Source organism: Pseudomonas sp. P867 (assembly GCF_019891455.1).
GTDB lineage: Bacteria > Pseudomonadota > Gammaproteobacteria > Pseudomonadales > Pseudomonadaceae > Aquipseudomonas > Aquipseudomonas synxantha_A.
Genome location: NZ_JAFLXB010000006.1, coordinates 306,160 through 323,800, shown reverse-complemented (window position 1 = coordinate 323,800; position 17,641 = coordinate 306,160). Strand labels below are relative to the sequence as shown.

The 17,641-nt window shown below is 58.2% G+C and carries 13 protein-coding genes and 2 tRNA genes; 3 read left to right on the top strand and 12 right to left on the bottom strand.

Annotated features, from left to right (window positions below; all coding sequences use genetic code 11):
- Positions 1-103 precede the first annotated feature (103 nt).
- The 3 genes from acs (at position 104) to J1G33_RS14110 (ending at position 6,166) form a co-directional block, all read left to right on the top strand.
- Positions 104-2,041: an acetate--CoA ligase gene (acs, locus tag J1G33_RS14120; RefSeq protein ID WP_223018240.1), complete on the top strand. Its 1,938-nt coding sequence runs from the start codon at positions 104-106 to the stop codon at positions 2,039-2,041.
- A gap of 93 nt (positions 2,042-2,134) precedes the next feature.
- Positions 2,135-3,151 carry a class I SAM-dependent methyltransferase gene (locus tag J1G33_RS14115; protein ID WP_223018239.1) on the top strand — a complete coding sequence of 339 codons (1,017 nt, stop codon included), beginning with the start codon at positions 2,135-2,137 and terminating at the stop codon, positions 3,149-3,151.
- An 87-nt stretch (positions 3,152-3,238) separates the two neighbouring features.
- Positions 3,239-6,166, top strand: coding sequence for a DUF748 domain-containing protein (locus J1G33_RS14110; RefSeq protein ID WP_223018238.1), 2,928 nt, complete (start codon positions 3,239-3,241; stop codon positions 6,164-6,166).
- Positions 6,167-6,460: 294 nt separating this feature from the next.
- Here J1G33_RS14110 and J1G33_RS14105 read toward each other — a convergent pair whose 3' ends face one another.
- The 12 genes from J1G33_RS14105 to tpiA form a co-directional block, all read right to left on the bottom strand.
- Positions 6,461-7,081 carry a BON domain-containing protein gene (locus J1G33_RS14105; protein ID WP_032879445.1) on the bottom strand — a complete coding sequence of 207 codons (621 nt, stop codon included), beginning with the start codon at positions 7,079-7,081 and terminating at the stop codon, positions 6,461-6,463.
- A gap of 294 nt (positions 7,082-7,375) precedes the next feature.
- Positions 7,376-9,481, bottom strand: a complete 2,106-nt coding sequence (pnp, locus tag J1G33_RS14100; protein ID WP_005791474.1) for a polyribonucleotide nucleotidyltransferase — start codon at positions 9,479-9,481, stop codon at positions 7,376-7,378.
- Positions 9,482-9,676: 195 nt separating this feature from the next.
- Complete coding sequence (gene rpsO / locus J1G33_RS14095) at positions 9,677-9,946, bottom strand: 30S ribosomal protein S15 (RefSeq protein ID WP_003177875.1); 270 nt, start codon at positions 9,944-9,946, stop codon at positions 9,677-9,679.
- A gap of 114 nt (positions 9,947-10,060) precedes the next feature.
- Positions 10,061-10,978: a tRNA pseudouridine(55) synthase TruB gene (gene truB / locus J1G33_RS14090; protein WP_005791476.1), complete on the bottom strand. Its 918-nt coding sequence runs from the start codon at positions 10,976-10,978 to the stop codon at positions 10,061-10,063.
- A 3-nt stretch (positions 10,979-10,981) separates the two neighbouring features.
- A complete protein-coding gene (gene rbfA / locus J1G33_RS14085) occupies positions 10,982-11,377 on the bottom strand; it encodes a 30S ribosome-binding factor RbfA (RefSeq protein WP_003176137.1) in 396 nt (131 codons plus the stop codon).
- Between the two features lie 159 nt (positions 11,378-11,536).
- Entirely contained in the window at positions 11,537-14,053 is a 2,517-nt protein-coding gene (gene infB / locus J1G33_RS14080; RefSeq protein ID WP_005791478.1) for a translation initiation factor IF-2, read from the bottom strand.
- 27 nt (positions 14,054-14,080) lie between these two features.
- Positions 14,081-15,562 carry a transcription termination factor NusA gene (gene nusA / locus J1G33_RS14075; RefSeq protein ID WP_005791481.1) on the bottom strand — a complete coding sequence of 494 codons (1,482 nt, stop codon included), beginning with the start codon at positions 15,560-15,562 and terminating at the stop codon, positions 14,081-14,083.
- Between the two features lie 47 nt (positions 15,563-15,609).
- Entirely contained in the window at positions 15,610-16,068 is a 459-nt protein-coding gene (rimP, locus tag J1G33_RS14070) for a ribosome maturation factor RimP (RefSeq protein WP_003235029.1), read from the bottom strand.
- Between the two features lie 140 nt (positions 16,069-16,208).
- Positions 16,209-16,285: transfer RNA gene (locus J1G33_RS14065), tRNA-Met, on the bottom strand.
- A 96-nt stretch (positions 16,286-16,381) separates the two neighbouring features.
- Positions 16,382-16,467 (bottom strand) — tRNA-Leu (locus J1G33_RS14060).
- A 22-nt stretch (positions 16,468-16,489) separates the two neighbouring features.
- Positions 16,490-16,873 (bottom strand): preprotein translocase subunit SecG, encoded by a 384-nt coding sequence (secG, locus tag J1G33_RS14055; RefSeq protein ID WP_003194191.1) that lies wholly within the window; start codon positions 16,871-16,873, stop codon positions 16,490-16,492.
- Between the two features lie 4 nt (positions 16,874-16,877).
- Complete coding sequence (gene tpiA / locus J1G33_RS14050) at positions 16,878-17,633, bottom strand: triose-phosphate isomerase (RefSeq protein ID WP_005791483.1); 756 nt, start codon at positions 17,631-17,633, stop codon at positions 16,878-16,880.
- Positions 17,634-17,641 lie beyond the last annotated feature (8 nt).

The window sequence follows — 17,641 nt, the reverse complement described above, 5'->3', positions numbered from 1 at the left end:
CTGATCACTCAAGGCCAACGTCTGTTTGGACGTTGGCCTTGAACCCTCCCACCACAGGGTGCATCTTTATCACTTGTCGCAAAAACAAGAATAAGGATCGCTCATGTTCGATATCAGCACGTTTCCCACCGCCGATGCCGTCCGCCGGGCTGCGCAACTCAGTCAAGAAGACTATCAGCGCCTCTATCGCCAATCCATCGAGCAGCCAGAGACCTTCTGGGCCGAACAGGCCAAGGGCTTTCTGGACGGGATAACACCGTGGCACACCGTCCAGCAGTCAGACATCAATACCGGTGCCGCCCAATGGTTTGCCGGCGGCCAACTGAACGTCAGCTACAACTGCATTGACCGTCACCTGGCGCAACGCGCCGATCAGCCGGCCTTCATCTGGGAGGGCGACGATCCGTCAAAATCCTCCACGATCACTTACCGCCAACTGCATCAAAACGTCAGCCGCCTGGCCAATGTGCTGAAAAACCGTGGCGTGAAAAAAGGCGACCGCGTGTGCATCTACATGCCGATGATCCCGGAAGCGGCCTACGCCATGCTGGCCTGCACGCGAATTGGCGCGGTGCACTCGGTGGTGTTTGGCGGGTTTTCGCCTGACGCCCTGCGTGACCGTATTCTCGATGCCGATTGCCGCACCGTGATCACCGCCGACGAAGGTGTGCGCGGGGGCAAGCCCGTGGCGCTGAAACAGAATGTCGATAAAGCCCTGGCCAGTTGCCCGAACGTCAGCACGGTGCTGGTGGTCGAGCGCACCGGAGCCAGCGTGAACTGGAACGAGGGCTGCGACCTCAAGTATCAAGCGGCCCTGGACGCCGCCAGCGACAACTGCCCACCCGAGCCGATGGACGCCGAGGATCCGCTGTTCATCCTCTACACCTCCGGCAGCACCGGCAAACCCAAGGGCGTGCTGCACACCACTGGCGGCTACCTGCTGCAAGCGGCGATGACCTTCAAGTACGTACTCGACTACCAAGAGGGCGAAGTGTTCTGGTGCACCGCCGATGTGGGCTGGGTTACCGGGCATAGCTACATCGTCTACGGTCCGCTGGCCAATGGCGCCACTTCGCTGATGTTCGAGGGCGTGCCGAGTTATCCGGACAGCTCGCGCTTCTGGCAGGTGATCGATAAACATCAGGTGAATATTTTCTACACCGCGCCCACCGCTTTGCGCGCCCTGATGCGTGAAGGCCACGGCCCATTGGAGAGCACCTCCCGCGCCAGCCTGCGCCTGCTGGGCAGTGTCGGTGAGCCGATCAACTCGGAGGCCTGGGACTGGTACTTCAATGCGGTGGGCGAGCAGCGCTGCCCCATCGTCGATACCTGGTGGCAAACCGAAACCGGCGGCATCATGCTCAGCCCGCTGGTCAGCGCCCAGCGCATCAAGCCGGGCTGCGCGACACAGCCGATGTTCGGCGTACAACCGGTGCTGCTCGATGAGCAGGGCAAGGAAATCAGCGGCGCCGGCAGCGGCGTCCTCGCTATCAAATCAAGCTGGCCGGGGCAGATTCGCAGCGTCTACGGCGACCCGCAGCGTATGATCGACACTTACTTCAAGCCCTATCCCGGCTACTACTTCACCGGCGACGGCGCGCGCCGCGATGAAGACGGCGACTACTGGATCACCGGCCGCATCGATGATGTGATCAACGTGTCCGGCCATCGCATCGGCACCGCCGAGGTCGAAAGCGCCCTAGTGCTGCATGACCAGGTCGCTGAAGCCGCTGTGGTCGGCTATCCCCATGACGTCAAGGGCCAGGGCATCTATGCCTTTGTAACGCCAATGAACGGCGTCGAGCCCAGCGATACGCTGAAAAAGCACTTGCTGGACCTGGTCAGCAAGGAAATTGGCAGCTTTGCCAAACCGGAACTGATCCAGTGGGCGCCTGCCTTGCCGAAAACCCGCTCCGGAAAGATCATGCGGCGCATCTTGCGCAAGATCGCCTGCAACGAACTGGACAGCCTGGGCGATACCTCAACCCTGGCTGACCCAAGCGTCGTAGACGGGTTGATCGACAAACGCCTGAACCGATAGCGCTCAGGATAATCCCCGGCCTGTGCAGGCCGGGGTTAACTGTTAAACTCCGCGCCCCGATTTTCTTATTTTTCTGCAAGCAAGGCGCGCTTCATGACCCCCCTGAATCAGGCGCTGCGCGCCGCCCTCGATCACCGCCAAGACCTGATCAACGAACTGCACGCCCAGGGTACAGACTGCTACCGGCTGTTCCACGGCAGCCAGGAAGGCGCCGGCGGCTTGACCATCGACCGCTACGGCCCGCAATTGCTGGTGCAGAGCTTCCATCAGTCGCTGGACAGCGCAGACCTTCTGGACCTGCATCAACTGATCAACCAATACATGGGCCTGGAATTGCTGCTGGTGTACAACGACCGTGCCCGAGGCAACTCGCGTATCGATCGTGAAGACACGGTATACCGCGCAGAGCCTGCGGCGCTCGAAGACCTGGTCGGCCACGAGTGGGGCCTCAGCTACCGTGTGCGGGGGCGCCATGCCGGGCAGGACCCGTTACTGTTCCTCGACCTGCGTAACACCCGTGGTTGGGTGAAGGATCACAGCGCCGGCAAAAGCGTGCTGAACCTGTTCGCCTACACCTGCGGCGTGGGCTTGAGCGCGGCCGCCGGCGGCGCACGCGAAGTGTGCAACCTGGATTTTGCCGAGGGCAACCTGGCGGTGGGGCGTGAAAATGGCCTGCTCAATCCACAATTGCCGAGCATGGAGTTCATACAGTCCGATTACTTCCCGGCCATTCGCCAACTGGCGGGCCTGCCGATCACCCAGCGTCGCGGCCAAAAGCTGCCGAGCTATCCGCGCCTGGAGCAGCGCCAGTACGACCTGGTCCTGCTTGATCCGCCCGCCTGGGCCAAAAGCGCGTTCGGCACCGTCGACCTGCTGCGCGACTATCAGAGCTTGCTCAAGCCCGCGCTGCTGACCACCGCTGACAATGGGGTACTGATCTGTTGTAACAACCTGGCGAAAGTCAGCATGGATGACTGGCGTGAACAGGTGCTGCGTTGCGCAGAAAAAGCCGGCCGCCCAGTGCGCGACTGGCAGGTCATGACACCTGGGGCAGACTTTCCTTCCACGGATCAGCAGCCTCCGTTAAAGACCTTGATCCTGCATTTGTAGGAAGTTTCCCAGCAGCCACTGTTCTTCGGAACCGAATTACCGTGCCATACTCCAAGGCACTCTCGTTCGACACAGATGGCGTCACCCATGCCCAAAGGATTGATCCGCGCCGCAGGCGCCTTGTTGACCGCCCTTGCTTTGTACAGCTTGCTGGGCTTTCTGATTTTACCCGGCATCGCTCTTCGCATTGCCAACCAACAGTTGGCGAATTACGCCACGGTGCCGGCGCGAATCGAGCGCATCGAGCTCAACCCGTTCAGCCTGGAACTCACGCTGTGGGGCCTGAAGATCGGTGAGCCGGGCAAAGAACAAGTGGGCTTCCAGCGCTTCTACGCCAACCTGCAGGCCGACAGTCTCTGGACCCGCGCCCTGCACCTGGCTGATGTGCAACTGGACCAGCCCAAGACCGAACTGCTGTTCGACAAATCCGGCCAGTTGAACCTGGCGCAGTTGTTCAAACTGCCGCCGAGCGAACCGACTCCCGCAGATCCCGATGCCAAACCGTTCCCGCTGCGTATCGACAGCATCAAACTGGCGGGCGGCAATCTGCATTTCCGAGATCTGCGCCCCAGCGAACCTATCGAATTCCTCTACGACAAACTCGACTTCGAGCTGAAAAACCTCAGCACCTTGCCCGAAGACAACGCCGACATGACCCTGGTGGCCGCTGGCCCTGACGGCGGGCAGATTGACTGGAAAGGTAATGTCAGCCTGGTACCGATCACCTCCGAAGGTACCTTGAAGGTCACCGACGGCAAGATGAAAGCCTGGTGGCCGTATGTACGTGACGCCTTGCCACTGGTGCTGGAAGACGGCGTGCTTAACTTCAGCACCGACTATAAGTTCAGCCTGGCCAAAGAGACCGAGCTGAACCTGACCAACACCGCCGCCAGCATTGCGCCCTTCGCGATCAAGGCGCCGGATGGCCGGCCATTGGTACGCCTGGAACGCCTGGATGTCAGCGAAACTACGGTAGACCTGGCCAAGCAGCAGGTAGTCGTCGGCAAAATCCGCAGCAACAAGCTGGAAACCTGGGCCGCTCTTGAAGCCGATGGCCAACTCGACTGGCAGAAACTGTTCGCCAGCCAGCCAAGCAAGCCAACACCGGCACCGGCACCGGCACCGGCCAACGCCGACACGCCTGAAGCCCAACCGGCAGCGCCAAGCAAACCCTGGCAAGTGATGCTCAAGGATGTGCAACTGCGTAACTATCAGGTACACCTGGCCGACCGCCAGGCCAAACCTGCGGTGGCGCTGGAACTGGGCCCGTTGAATGTCGACATGCAGAACTTCGACAGCCTCAACCAAAGCCCCTTCACCTTGAAGGTCGATAGTGGCGTGGGCAAGCAAGGCAAGATCCAGGCAACCGGCGAGGTTAACCTCAACCCGGTCAGCGCCAAGCTGAAAGTGAATACCCAGGACATCGACCTGCGGGTGGCCCAGTCGTATATCAGCCCGTTTATTCGCCTGGAACTGCGCAGCGGCATGTTGGGCGGCAACCTGGATGTGAACCTCAAGAGCACCGAGCCGTTGGCCCTGCAAATCACCGGCCGCGCTCAGGTCGATCAGTTGCATACCCTGGACACCCTCAAGACCCGCGACTTCCTCAAGTGGCAGCGCCTGGTACTGGAGGGTGTGAACTATCAGCACGGTCAGAGCCTGTCGATCGACAAGGTCAACCTGCTGCAGCCGTATGCGCGCTTCATGATCAACGACGATCGCACCACCAACATCGATGACTTGCTGATTCCCCAGCCTGCCGACAGTGGTGCCAAATCAGCCGCCAAGCCGGCGGCCAGCAAAGACAAGCCCTTGGGCATCCACATCGGGCAGATCGCAATTAACGATGGTTCGGCCAACTTTGCCGACTTCAGCCTCACGCCCAACTTCGCCACCGCGATTCAACAGCTCAACGGCCAGATTGGCACCATCGATAGTCGCCAGGCCAAACCGGCCAGCGTCGATATCAAGGGTAAGGTAGACCGTTACGCCCCAGTGACCATCAAGGGCAGCGTGAACCCGTTTGATCCGATGGCAGCCCTGGATATCGCGACCAGCTTCAAACGTGTCGAGTTGACCAACTTGACACCTTACTCGGGCAAGTTCGCAGGCTTCCGTATCCGCAAGGGCCGGCTGAATCTCGACTTGCACTACGTGATCACCAAGGGCCAGTTGAAGGCCGAAAACAAAGTGGTGGTCGAACAGTTGCAACTGGGTGAGAAAGTCGACAGCTCCGATGCGGTGGACTTGCCGATTCGCCTGGCCATCGCCCTGCTCAAGGACAGCGACGGCAAGATCTCGATCGAACTGCCGGTCAGTGGCGACCTGAACAACCCGCAATTCAGCGTGATGCCGATTGTGTGGCAGACCCTGCGTAACCTCGTCGTCCGCGCAGCGACCGCGCCCTTCAAGTTTATTGGCGGGCTGGTGACGGGTGGCGGCTCTGAAGACCTGGGTAATGTTTCGTTCGCCGCCGGCTCCAGTGAGCTGAACAAAGATGCCGAGGGCGCGCTGAACACCTTGGCCAAGGCACTGAAAGAGCGCCCTACCCTGCGCCTGGAAATCGAAGGCACGGCTGCTGCCAGCAGCGATGGGCCGTTCCTGGCGGCGCAGCGGCTGGAACGTGAATACCAGTACAACTACTACAAGATCCTCCAGCGCCGTGGCGACAAAGTCCCGGCCCAAGCTTCGTTGCTTGAAGTGCCCGAGAAAGAAAAAGCACCGTTGCTGGAAGGTATCTACCGCACCCGTCTTAAACAGCAACCTCCCGCCGAATGGAAAAACCTTGGCAGCGATGAGCGCTCGGCGAAGCTCAAAGAGGGTGTGATCAAGTTCTGGAGCGGCAGTGATGTGCTGCTGCGCCAACTGGGCCAGGAGCGCGCCAGTACCATCAAGGATTACTTGGTGGACAAGGGCCAGTTGGAAGATGAGCGGGTGTACTTCATTGATGCGCAACTGGGGCAGGCGGAGAAAGATGGTCGGGTCATCACCCCAATGCATCTGGATGCCGAGTAACTTCTGAGCAACGCCTATCCTAATGTGGGAGCTGGCTTGCCTGCGATAGCATCACCTCGGTGCAACCGAATGACTGAGGTGCCAACATCGCTGGCAAGCCAGCTCCCACATTTTTTTTGGGGGGTTGGCTGGCAGTTTTGTTTCAACCCCAAAATAGAACAGGCCCCGACACAAGTGCCGGGGCCTGTAATGACCACATCCGTGTGGTCGGTCGCATGAACTCCAGAGGTGCATCGGGTGGATAACTAGCTCACCCTAAGCCGCCGCTATATCGTTCAAACGAAACCTTTAACGTTACTCTGCTTTCAGGCCGTCGGCCGATACAGCTTTAACGCCTTTGATTTTCTTGGTGATGGCAACCGCAGTTTCTTTCTGCGATGCAGTCACGGCAGTCGGAGACGACAGGGACACTACGCCCTTGTTGGTCTCAACCTTGATGTCAGTGCCAGGAATGCCCTTCTCGGTAACCAGGTCAGCCTTCACTTTGGTAGTGATCCAAGTGTCGCTGGTGGTTTCTTTAGCGTCGTGTGCCGCACCTTTGGTTTTGTCGATGCCGTCAGCTTTGACAGCGCCGCCAGCCAGCAGACCGTCAGCCGAAACAGCATTCACACCTTTGATTTTCTTGGTGATGGCTACAGCAGTGGCTTTCTGCGAATCCGAGACTGCTACGTCGGAGGACAGGGAAACCACACCTTTGTTGGTCTCAACCTTGATGTCCGAACCCGGAATGCCTTTTTCGGTCAGCAGGTCGGCTTTGACTTTAGTGGTGATCCAAGTATCCGAAACGCTTTCCTTAGCCTTGGTCGCTTCACCGGCCGCCAAAGTCATAGGGGCTTGGGAAGTCTGAGCAAAGGCTACGTTAGCACCCATGGCCAGGGTCAGAGCGGTAGCAGTAGCGAGAGCGAACTTCTTCATACGAATAACTCCTGTTTTATTAAAAGTCTGCAGACGTAAACCTTGATGCTGCAGCGCTAACAGGGATAGTGCAGGCGGCGTGCCAAGTGGGACAACAGAAAAAAACCTTACAAAACAACAAGTTAAAAAACAGCGTGCTTTTCGAAATCGTGCAAGTTGCATGAAGCAGGTCGTGCCTGCGTGCAAGTTGCGGTTTTTTGCAGGCGACTAAACAACTGATTTTAGGGGGATTTCCTTCTCCCACAAAAAAGGGACTCCGAAGAGTCCCTTTTTTTCAGCTAGAACGCGGGGTGATTAAACGCCCGAAGCCTTGGCTGCTGCTACGTCCTTGATGGACAGCTTGATACGGCCGCGGTTGTCCACGTCCAGTACCAGCACTTCCACTTCCTGGCCTTCTTTGAGAATGTCGGTCACTTTCTCAACACGAGCGTCGCTCAGCATGGAGATGTGAACCAGACCATCTTTGCCCGGCAGGATGTTGACGAATGCGCCGAAGTCGACGATGCGCTCAACCTTGCCGACGTAGATCTTGCCGATCTCGGCCTCAGCGGTGATGCCCAGGACGCGTTGGCGTGCAGCTTCAGCCGCTTCCTTGGTTTCGCCGAAGATCTTGATCGAGCCGTCGTCTTCGATGTCGATCGAAGCCTTGGTTTCTTCACAGATCGCACGGATGGTAGCGCCGCCTTTACCGATAACATCACGGATTTTGTCGGTGTCGATTTTCATCGCGATCATGGTCGGAGCGTTTTCCGACAGTTCGGTACGCGACTGGCCAATGATCTGGTTCATCTGGCCGAGGATGTTCAGGCGCGCTTCCAGGGCTTGGCCCAGAGCGATTTCCATGATCTCTTCGGTGATGCCCTTGATCTTGATGTCCATCTGCAGCGCGGTTACGCCTTTAGCGGTACCGGCTACTTTGAAGTCCATGTCGCCCAGGTGGTCTTCGTCGCCCAGGATGTCGGTCAGGATGGCGAACTTCTCGCCTTCTTTAACCAGGCCCATGGCGATACCGGCAACCGGCGCCTTCATCGGCACACCAGCGTCCATCAGCGCCAGGGAAGCACCGCAAACGGAAGCCATCGAGCTGGAACCGTTGGACTCAGTGATTTCCGATACGACACGGATGGTGTACGGGAACACATCGGCAGCCGGCAGCATCGCTGCAATCGAACGACGGGCCAGACGGCCGTGACCGATTTCACGACGACCAGCACCACCCATGCGGCCACACTCGCCCACCGAGAACGGAGGGAAGTTGTAGTGCAGCATGAACGGGTCTTTTTTCTCGCCTTCCAGGGTGTCCAGCAGCTGTGCGTCACGGGCAGTACCCAGAGTCGCGACTACCAGGGCCTGGGTTTCACCACGGGTGAACAGCGCCGAACCGTGAGTCTTGGGCAGCACGCCGACTTCGATGTTCAGCGGGCGCACGGTGCGAGTGTCGCGACCGTCGATACGTGGCTTGCCGTTAACGATGTTTTCGCGAACGGTGCGGTATTCGATTTCGCCGAATGCAGCCTTGACGTCGCTGGCAGAAGGCTGGCCTTCTTCACCGGACAACTTGGCGACAACCTGGTCCTTCAACTCGCCCAGGCGAGCGTAACGGTCGGCCTTGACGGTGATGGTGTAGGCGTCGGAGATGGCAGCGCCGAACTCGGAGCGGATAGCGCCCAGCAGGTCGGTGGCTTCCGGGGCAGCAGCCCAGGTCCAGGTTGGCTTGGCAGCTTCGGCAGCCAATTCCTTGACCGCGTTGATTACCACCTGGAACTCGTCGTGAGCAAACAGTACGGCGCCCAGCATCTGGTCTTCGGTCAGCTCTTTGGCTTCCGACTCAACCATCAATACGGCTTCGGAGGTACCGGCAACGACCATGTCCAGGCTCGAAGCTTTCTGCTGCTCGTAAGATGGGTTCAGCAGGTAACCGGTGCTTTCATGGAAAGCAACGCGAGCGGCACCGATAGGACCATCGAACGGAATGCCCGAGATCGCCAGCGCAGCCGAAGTACCGATCATCGCAGCGATGTCCGGATCGGTCTTTTTGCTGGTGGAAACGACGGTGCAGACAACCTGCACTTCGTTCATGAAGCCTTCTGGGAACAGCGGACGGATCGGACGGTCGATCAGTCGGGATGTCAGGGTTTCTTTCTCGGAAGGACGGCCTTCGCGCTTGAAGAAACCGCCAGGGATCTTACCGGCAGCGTAAGTCTTTTCCTGGTAGTGAACGGACAGAGGGAAGAAGCCCTTGCTCGGGTCAGCGGTCTTGGCGCCAACCACGGTCACCAGTACGGTAACGTCGTCGTCAACGGTAACCAGCACTGCGCCGGAGGCTTGACGGGCGATACGGCCTGTCTCGAGGGTAACGGTCGACTGACCGAACTGGAATTTTTTGATAACCGGGTTCACGGTGTCCTACCTTCTTTGTGGCTCTTGGGGGAACTTGTCTTCTTGCGAAATTCTTGGGCAATGTCGGGAATCGGCCCGACCCTCGTCCAGGGTAAAACGTGCATCCAGATAAAACTTGAGGCTGGGAGCCTACCATGGGCCAGCGGGAATCCCACTGGCACACGGCAGACAACCAACCTCTAGCGCAATCGCTGATTAGCGACGCAGACCCAGGCGACCGATCAGAGTCTGATAACGACCCAGATCCTTGCCTTTCAGGTAGTCCAGCAGCTTACGGCGCTGGTTTACCATGCGGATCAGACCACGACGGGAGTGGTGGTCTTTACCGTTGGCCTTGAAGTGACCTTGCAGTTTGTTGATGTTGTGGGTCAGCAGTGCAACTTGCACTTCTGGCGAACCAGTGTCACCAACAGCTTGCTGATAGTCAGCTACGATTTGTGCTTTTTCTTGAACGTCGAGAGCCATGAGGCAATCCTTTTTTCAGGAAACCACCCAAGGGGTGATCCAATAGGCCGAGGGCATACCCCCGTATCTATAAATGAGAAGTGACCATGCCTATTAACAGCCACCCTCGTTCGGTCATTCTGACCGAATCAGTCGACGCGGCGCGATGCGCCCGTCTTCGCTCACTTCACCGATACCGATAAAGCGACCGTTATGATCCTGTACTCGCACCATGCCGAACTTCGGGGCATCCGGGGCGCGTACCGGCTGGCCGTTGAGCCAGTAGAACGCGCTGTGCTCCGAGAAGTGCAGCAATGGCCAATCCAGCAAACCGCTGTCCGAGGGCATCAGGAAGCGATCAACCGCTTCGTTGCCGCCTTCGGCGTGCACCGCTTCCAGCTCTTCCAGCGTGACCGTCTGGGCCAGGGTGAAAGGGCCTGCCTGGGTACGTCGCAGTTCAGCTACATAAGCACCGCAGCCCAGCTTCTCACCAATATCTTCCACGAGGGTACGGATATAGGTGCCTTTGCTGCAGTCCACCGCCAATCGAGCAGTGTCACCTTCACAGGCGAGCAGTTCCAGCCGGGCAATAGTAACAGAACGCGGTTCGCGCTCCACCACTTCGCCCGCACGTGCCAGCTTATAAAGAGGTTGCCCATCCCGCTTGAGCGCCGAGTACATCGGCGGTATCTGACTGATTTGCCCACGAAAAGCAGGTAATGCAGCTTCGATATCCGCACGACCAACGGTCACGTCGCGAACCTGCAAAACATCACCTTCGGCGTCTGCCGTGGTGGTTGTCTTGCCCAGTTGCATGAGGGTTTCATAACCCTTGTCCGAATCAAGCAGGTACTGCGAGAACTTGGTGGCCTCACCAAAGCACAACGGCAGAACGCCGGTGGCCAGTGGATCCAGGCTGCCGGTGTGTCCCGCCTTCTCGGCGTTAAGCAGCCAGCGGACCTTCTGCAGCGCCGCATTGGAGGTAAAACCAATGGGCTTGTCGAGCAGAATGATGCCACTGACGTTGCGACGGATACGTTTGACCTGAGCCACCGCTTACTCCTTGGCGTCTTCAGGTGTGGACGGATGCTGACTGTCTTCAGCCACGGCGCGCTCGATCAAGGCCGAGAGGTGCGCGCCACGCACGACGCTTTCGTCGTAATGGAAGTGCAACTGCGGAACGCTGCGCAGCTTCATTTCGCGGGCCAACTGCATCCGCAGGAAACCTGCGGCGGAGTTGAGCACCTTGATGCTTTGCGCGATTTCTTCGCTGTTGTCCTGCCCCATCACGGTGATGAAGATTTTGGCATGACCCACGTCACGGCTCACTTCAACGGCGGTGATGGTGACCAGGCCAACGCGGGGGTCTTTGACTTCGCGACGGATCAGTTGAGCCAGCTCACGCTGCATCTGATCGCCGATACGCTGGGTACGGCTGTATTCTTTTGCCATGTCTTGTTACCTGTTACTGCCACACGGTGAAACCCGTGGGGTCTGAAAGCGGCAAACGCCCGGCCTGACAAAAGCCAGACCGGGCGTTGCGTTTAGAGTCCGGACACGGCGCGGGGCAAATACATGCCCACGCGCTGTGTGGCTCCTGAAGTGCGCGAGTTAGAGGCTGCGAGCAACCTGAACCTTCTCGAAGACTTCGATCTTGTCGCCAACCTTGACGTCGTTGTAGCTCTTGACGCCGATACCGCATTCCATGCCGGCACGTACTTCGGCAGCGTCATCCTTGAAGCGGCGCAGGGATTCCAGCTCGCCTTCGAAGATAACGATGTCTTCACGCAGTACACGGATCGGACGGTTACGGTACACGGTGCCTTCGACAACCATGCAACCGGCGATCGCGCCGAATTTCGGCGAGCGGAACACGTCACGCACCTCGGCGATACCCAGGATGTTCTCCCGGACATCGCTGCCAAGCATACCGGTAAGGGCTTTCTTGACGTCTTCGATGATGTCGTAGATGACGTTGTAGTAACGCATGTCCAGACCTTCCTGCTCGACGATCTTGCGAGCGCCAGCATCGGCACGCACGTTGAAGCCGAACAGTACAGCGTTGGAAGCCAGTGCCAGGTTGGCGTCGGACTCGGTGATACCACCGACACCGCCACCGACAACACGCACTTGCACTTCGTCGTTACCCAGGCCGTTCAAGGCGCCGTTCAACGCTTCGAGGGAACCACGGACGTCGGATTTGAGGACGATGTTAAGCGTCTTCTTCTCTTCCTGGCCCATGTTCTCGAAGATGTTTTCCAGCTTGCCGGCGTGAGCACGGGCCAGCTTGACTTCGCGGAACTTGCCTTGACGGAACAGAGCCACTTCACGGGCTTTCTTCTCGTCGGCAACTACGCTCATCTCGTCGCCAGCGTCCGGCGTACCGTCCAGGCCGAGGATCTCGACCGGGATAGCAGGACCTGCTTCCTTGATTGGCTTGCCGTTCTCGTCGAGCATGGCACGTACACGGCCGTAGTTCGAACCGACCAGCACCATGTCGCCTTGGCGCAGGGTACCGTCTTGAACCAGCACGGTCGCGACCGGGCCACGGCCCTTGTCGAGGCGCGATTCAACTACCACACCACGGCCAGGAGCCGAAGGCGTAGCAGTCAATTCCAGGACTTCAGCTTGCAACAGGACCGCTTCGAGCAGTTCGTCAACGCCGGTACCCATTTTCGCCGAGACCGATACGAATGGCGTCTCGCCACCCCATTCCTCGGATGTCACGCCGTGAACCGACAGTTCGCTACGGATGCGATCGAGATCGGCGCCGGGCTTGTCGATTTTGTTCACGGCTACAACCAGAGGAACACCGGCAGCCTTGGCGTGCTGGACAGCTTCAATGGTCTGCGGCATTACGCCGTCGTCCGCTGCAACCACCAGGATCACGATGTCGGTCGCCTTGGCACCACGGGCACGCATTGCGGTAAACGCGGCGTGACCTGGAGTGTCGAGGAAGGTGACCATGCCGCGTTCGGTTTCAACGTGGTATGCACCGATGTGCTGGGTAATACCACCGGCTTCGCCTGCGGCAACCTTGGCACGACGGATGTAGTCGAGCAGGGAAGTTTTACCGTGGTCAACGTGGCCCATTACGGTCACAACCGGTGCACGGGAAACTGCCTCGCCTTCAAACTTCAGGGACTCGGCCAGGGAATCTTCCAGGGCGGTGTCGCTGACCAGGGTCACTTTGTGGCCCAGCTCTTCAGCAACCAACTGGGCAGTTTCCTGATCCAGTACCTGGTTGATGGTGGCCGGGGTGCCCAGCTTGAACATGAACTTGATGATTTCAGCAGCCTTGACCGACATCTGCTGGGCCAGATCGCCCACAGTGATGGTCTCGCCGATCTTCACTTCACGCACGACAGGGCCGGTTGGGCTCTGGAAACCGTGGGCGTTGCGTTTTTTCAGCTTGGCCTTGCCGCGACCACCGCGACGGAAGCCATCGCTTTCTTCGTCGGTAGTACGTGGGGCAACGCGTGGAGCAGGCGCTTTCTCTTTGACCGAGGCACGATGCGGAGCGTTTTTGCGCTCGCCATCGCCACCACCACCGCGACGATTGTTATCGTCGGCACGTGGTTTGTCCGGACGACGAGGTTCGTCGCGCTTGCGGGCGTCAGCTGCAGGAGCAGGCGCAGCAGCAACCGGGGCGGCCTCACGCACAGCTTCAACAGGAGCGGCAACCGCTTCAGTGTTGGCAGGTTGCGCAGCAGCAGGCTGGCGACGCGCTTCTTCTTCGGCGCGACGCTTGGCTTCTTCTTCAGCCTTCTGGCGAGCAGCATTTTCTACTGCGCGACGTTCATCCAGCTCGCGTTTGCGCTCGGCTTCGATTTCTTCCGGGCTGCGCTGTACGAAGACTTTCTTCTTGCGTACTTCTACGCTGATGCTCTTGCTACCCGCAACACGCAGGGTGCTGGTGGTTTTGCGCTGCAATGTAATCTTGCGCGGTTCTTCCACTTTCGCCTTGTGGCTGCTCTTCAAGTGAGTCAGCAAAGACTGCTTCTCACTATCGCTCACACCTTCATCGGCGGCGGTGTGCGGCAGACCTGCCTCACGCATCTGCTGCAACAGGCGCTCTACCGGTGTTTTGACCTCATCGGCCAGTTGTTTCACCGTGACTTGCGTCATGCACTTCTCTCCTCAGGCCGCGCCTAATTACTCGAACCAATGGGCTCGGGCGGCCATGATCAACTTGCCGGCACGATCTTCGTCAATGCCGTCGATGTCGAGCAGATCGTCAATAGACTGCTCGGCCAGGTCTTCGCGGGTAATTACGCCGCGCACCGCCAGTTCCATCGCCAAATCCTTGTCCATACCCTCAAGCGAGAGCAGGTCTTCGGCCGGATGGGCGTCTGCCAGCTTTTCCTCAGTAGCGATGGCTTTAGTCAACAAACGATCCTTGGCCCGAGCGCGAAGCTCGTTGACGGTGTCTTCGTCAAAGCCGTCGATGTTGAGCATTTCTTCCAACGGTACGTAGGCAATCTCTTCCAGGCTGGTGAAGCCTTCATCTACCAGTACCTGTGCCAGGTCTTCATCGACTTCCAACTCTTCGATGAAGTTGCGCAGGATGTCACCGGTTTCAGCTTGCTGCTTAGCCTGGATGTCCGATTCGGTCATCACGTTCAGGGTCCAGCCGGTCAGTTGGCTGGCCAGACGCACGTTCTGACCACCACGACCAATGGCCTGAGCCAGATTGTCTGCGCCAACGGCGATGTCCATTGCATGGGCATCTTCGTCAACGATAATTGCCGCCACTTCAGCCGGCGACATGGCGTTGATCACGAACTGCGCCGGGTTATCGTCCCACAGGACGATATCCACACGCTCACCGCCCAATTCGCCCGACACTGCCTGGACGCGCGAACCGCGCATACCGATGCAAGCGCCTTGCGGGTCGATGCGTTTGTCCTTGGAGCGAACCGCGATCTTGGCACGCGAACCCGGATCGCGGGACGCAGCCATGACTTCGATCAGACCTTCGGCAATTTCCGGCACTTCGATGCGGAACAGCTCGATCAGCATTTCCGGCGCGGTACGCGACAGGATCAGCTGAGGACCGCGGTTCTCGGTGCGGATTTCCTTGAGCAGCGCACGCAGACGCACGCCGACACGGAAGGTTTCGCGAGAGATGATGTCTTCGCGGGCCAGCAACGCTTCGGCGTTGTTGCCCAGGTCGACGATCACATTGTCGCGGGTAACTTTTTTCACGGTGCCGGAGATGATTTCCCCCAGGCGCTCGCGATAAGCGTCAACGACTTGAGCTCGCTCGGCTTCACGAACCTTCTGCACGATGACCTGCTTGGCGGTCTGTGCAGCAATACGGCCGAATTCGATCGATTCGATCTTTTCTTCGACGACATCACCGACCTGGGCGCCCGGGTGCGTTTGCGCAACCTTGCTCGGCCAGGTTTCGATGGCCGGATCATCAAGATCGGCTTCTTCGACGACCGTCCAGCGACGGAAAGTCTCATAGGCACCGGTGTGGCGGTTGATTTCCACACGCAGATCAACTTCGTCTTCAAAACGCTTTTTGGTAGCAGTGGCCAGGGCCAGCTCCAGCGCTTCAAAAATCACGTTTGCCGGTACGCCCTTTTCATTGGATACCGACTCAACAACCAGCAGTACTTCTTTGCTCATCGTACGCCTCGCCTTTCGCAAGCCATTGGATCCGCGGGATCCGCGTCTCAGTCAAAACTGGGAATAATGTTGGCCTTGTCGATCATATCGATCGGCAACAGGAACTCATGGTCTTCTACCTGCACCACGACATCCTGTTCTTCTACACCGCGCAGAAGGCCCTGAAAGTTGCGTCGCCCTTCGAAGGGCGAACGCAGCTTGATCTTCACTTGTTCACCGGCAAATTTTGCAAACTGATCAATAGTGAACAGTGGGCGTTCCATGCCTGGCGAGGAAACTTCAAGGGTGTACTCAACGGAAATCGGATCTTCAACATCCAGCACACCGCTGATCTGACGGCTGACAATGGCACAATCGTCCACCAGCACGCCGCCCTCTTTATCGATATAAACGCGCAACATTGAGTGGCGACCTTGAGCCGAAAACTCAATACCCCAGCATTCATAGCCTAGGGCCACGACCACCGGGGCCAGCAAGGCCTGCAACTCTTCTAGCTTGCTCGACACCTGAACCCCCTCGTGCATGTATGTGCATGCTGTGCAAAATAAAAAAATGGGCGAAACGCCCATCCTTGAAACGCCGTCGAACAGCGGCGTTGAAAGTGTCCAGCTAACAAAAAGCCCCTTAAAAGGGGCTCCGCTAAAACTGGTTGCGGGGGCCGGATTTGAACCGACGACCTTCGGGTTATGAGCCCGACGAGCTACCAGACTGCTCCACCCCGCGACAAAGCTGGGGCGGAAGTATACGACCGATCCCTTACAGGGTCAATGTAACCTTCCACCTACAAGAAAGCCCGCAACAGCGGGCTCTCCTGATAATTGGTACCGAGAAGGGGACTCGAACCCCTACACCCTATGGGCACAACCACCTCAAGGTTGCGTGTCTACCAATTCCACCACCTCGGCAATACAGCGCTTACAACCCTTCTTACTTCTGCTCTTGAGCTGGAGGTACGTCAGTCGCTGGAGTAGCCGACTTTTGCTCTTGAAGCACCGGGACATCATCAGAAGCCGGTTTTGCTTTTGGAACTTCCAACACTGCTGGGTTTGGCAAACCTACCTGAGTCAGCACATGAGCTTTCTCTTTAGCAAAGTAACCTAACCCTAAGCTGGTTATGAAGAAACCTGCGGCAAGTATAGCAGTAAACTTACTAAGAAAGGTAGAGGAACCTTGGCTTCCGAACACAGTATTTGAAGCACCTGCACCGAAAGACGCACCAGCATCCGCACCTTTACCCTGTTGCAACAAAACCAGAGCAACTACGCTCAGGGCAGCCAACAGATGAAAAACGACTACGACTGTTTCCAGCATTTTTTCAGTTTCCCGCGGCGCGACAGATCGCACCGAACTCATCTGCATTCAGGGAAGCTCCACCAATGAGCCCCCCATCGATATCCGGCATGCCGAACAGTTCGACCGCATTGGCCGCCTTCACGCTGCCGCCGTATAGAAGCCGCACACCTTGCGCGACTTCAGAATTCTCTGCCGCCAACTGCGCGCGGATGGCTGCGTGCACATCCTGCGCCTGTTGCGGTGTAGCAGTCAGTCCGGTGCCAATGGCCCAGACCGGCTCGTAAGCAATAACCGCCTTTGCAAACGCACCAACACCCAACTCCTCGATGATGCTGCCCAGCTGACGCGAGACAACCTCAAGAGTCTTGCCCGATTCGCGCTGCTCAAGGGTCTCCCCTATGCACAACACCGGAACCAAGCCACAAGCCTGTGCCGCGGCGAACTTGCGATTGAGCGTCGCATCCCGCTCGCCCATCATCTGACGGCGCTCGGAGTGCCCAACGAGTACATAGGCACAACCCGCATCAACCAACTGACTCGGCGAAATCTCACCGGTCAATGCGCCTTGCATGGGCTCCACCGCAGAATTCTGCGCGCCGACCTGGATCGACTTGCCCTTCAAGCCATCAACCACTTGGTTGATATGCAAGCAAGGTGGGAAAACCGCGACATCAACACCGCTAGGCAAGGCCAAGTGACGAAGGCCATTGATCAGCTCAGCGACACTGGCGCGGGTACCGTGCATCTTCCAGTTACCAGCTACCATAGTGCGACGCATGCTGTACC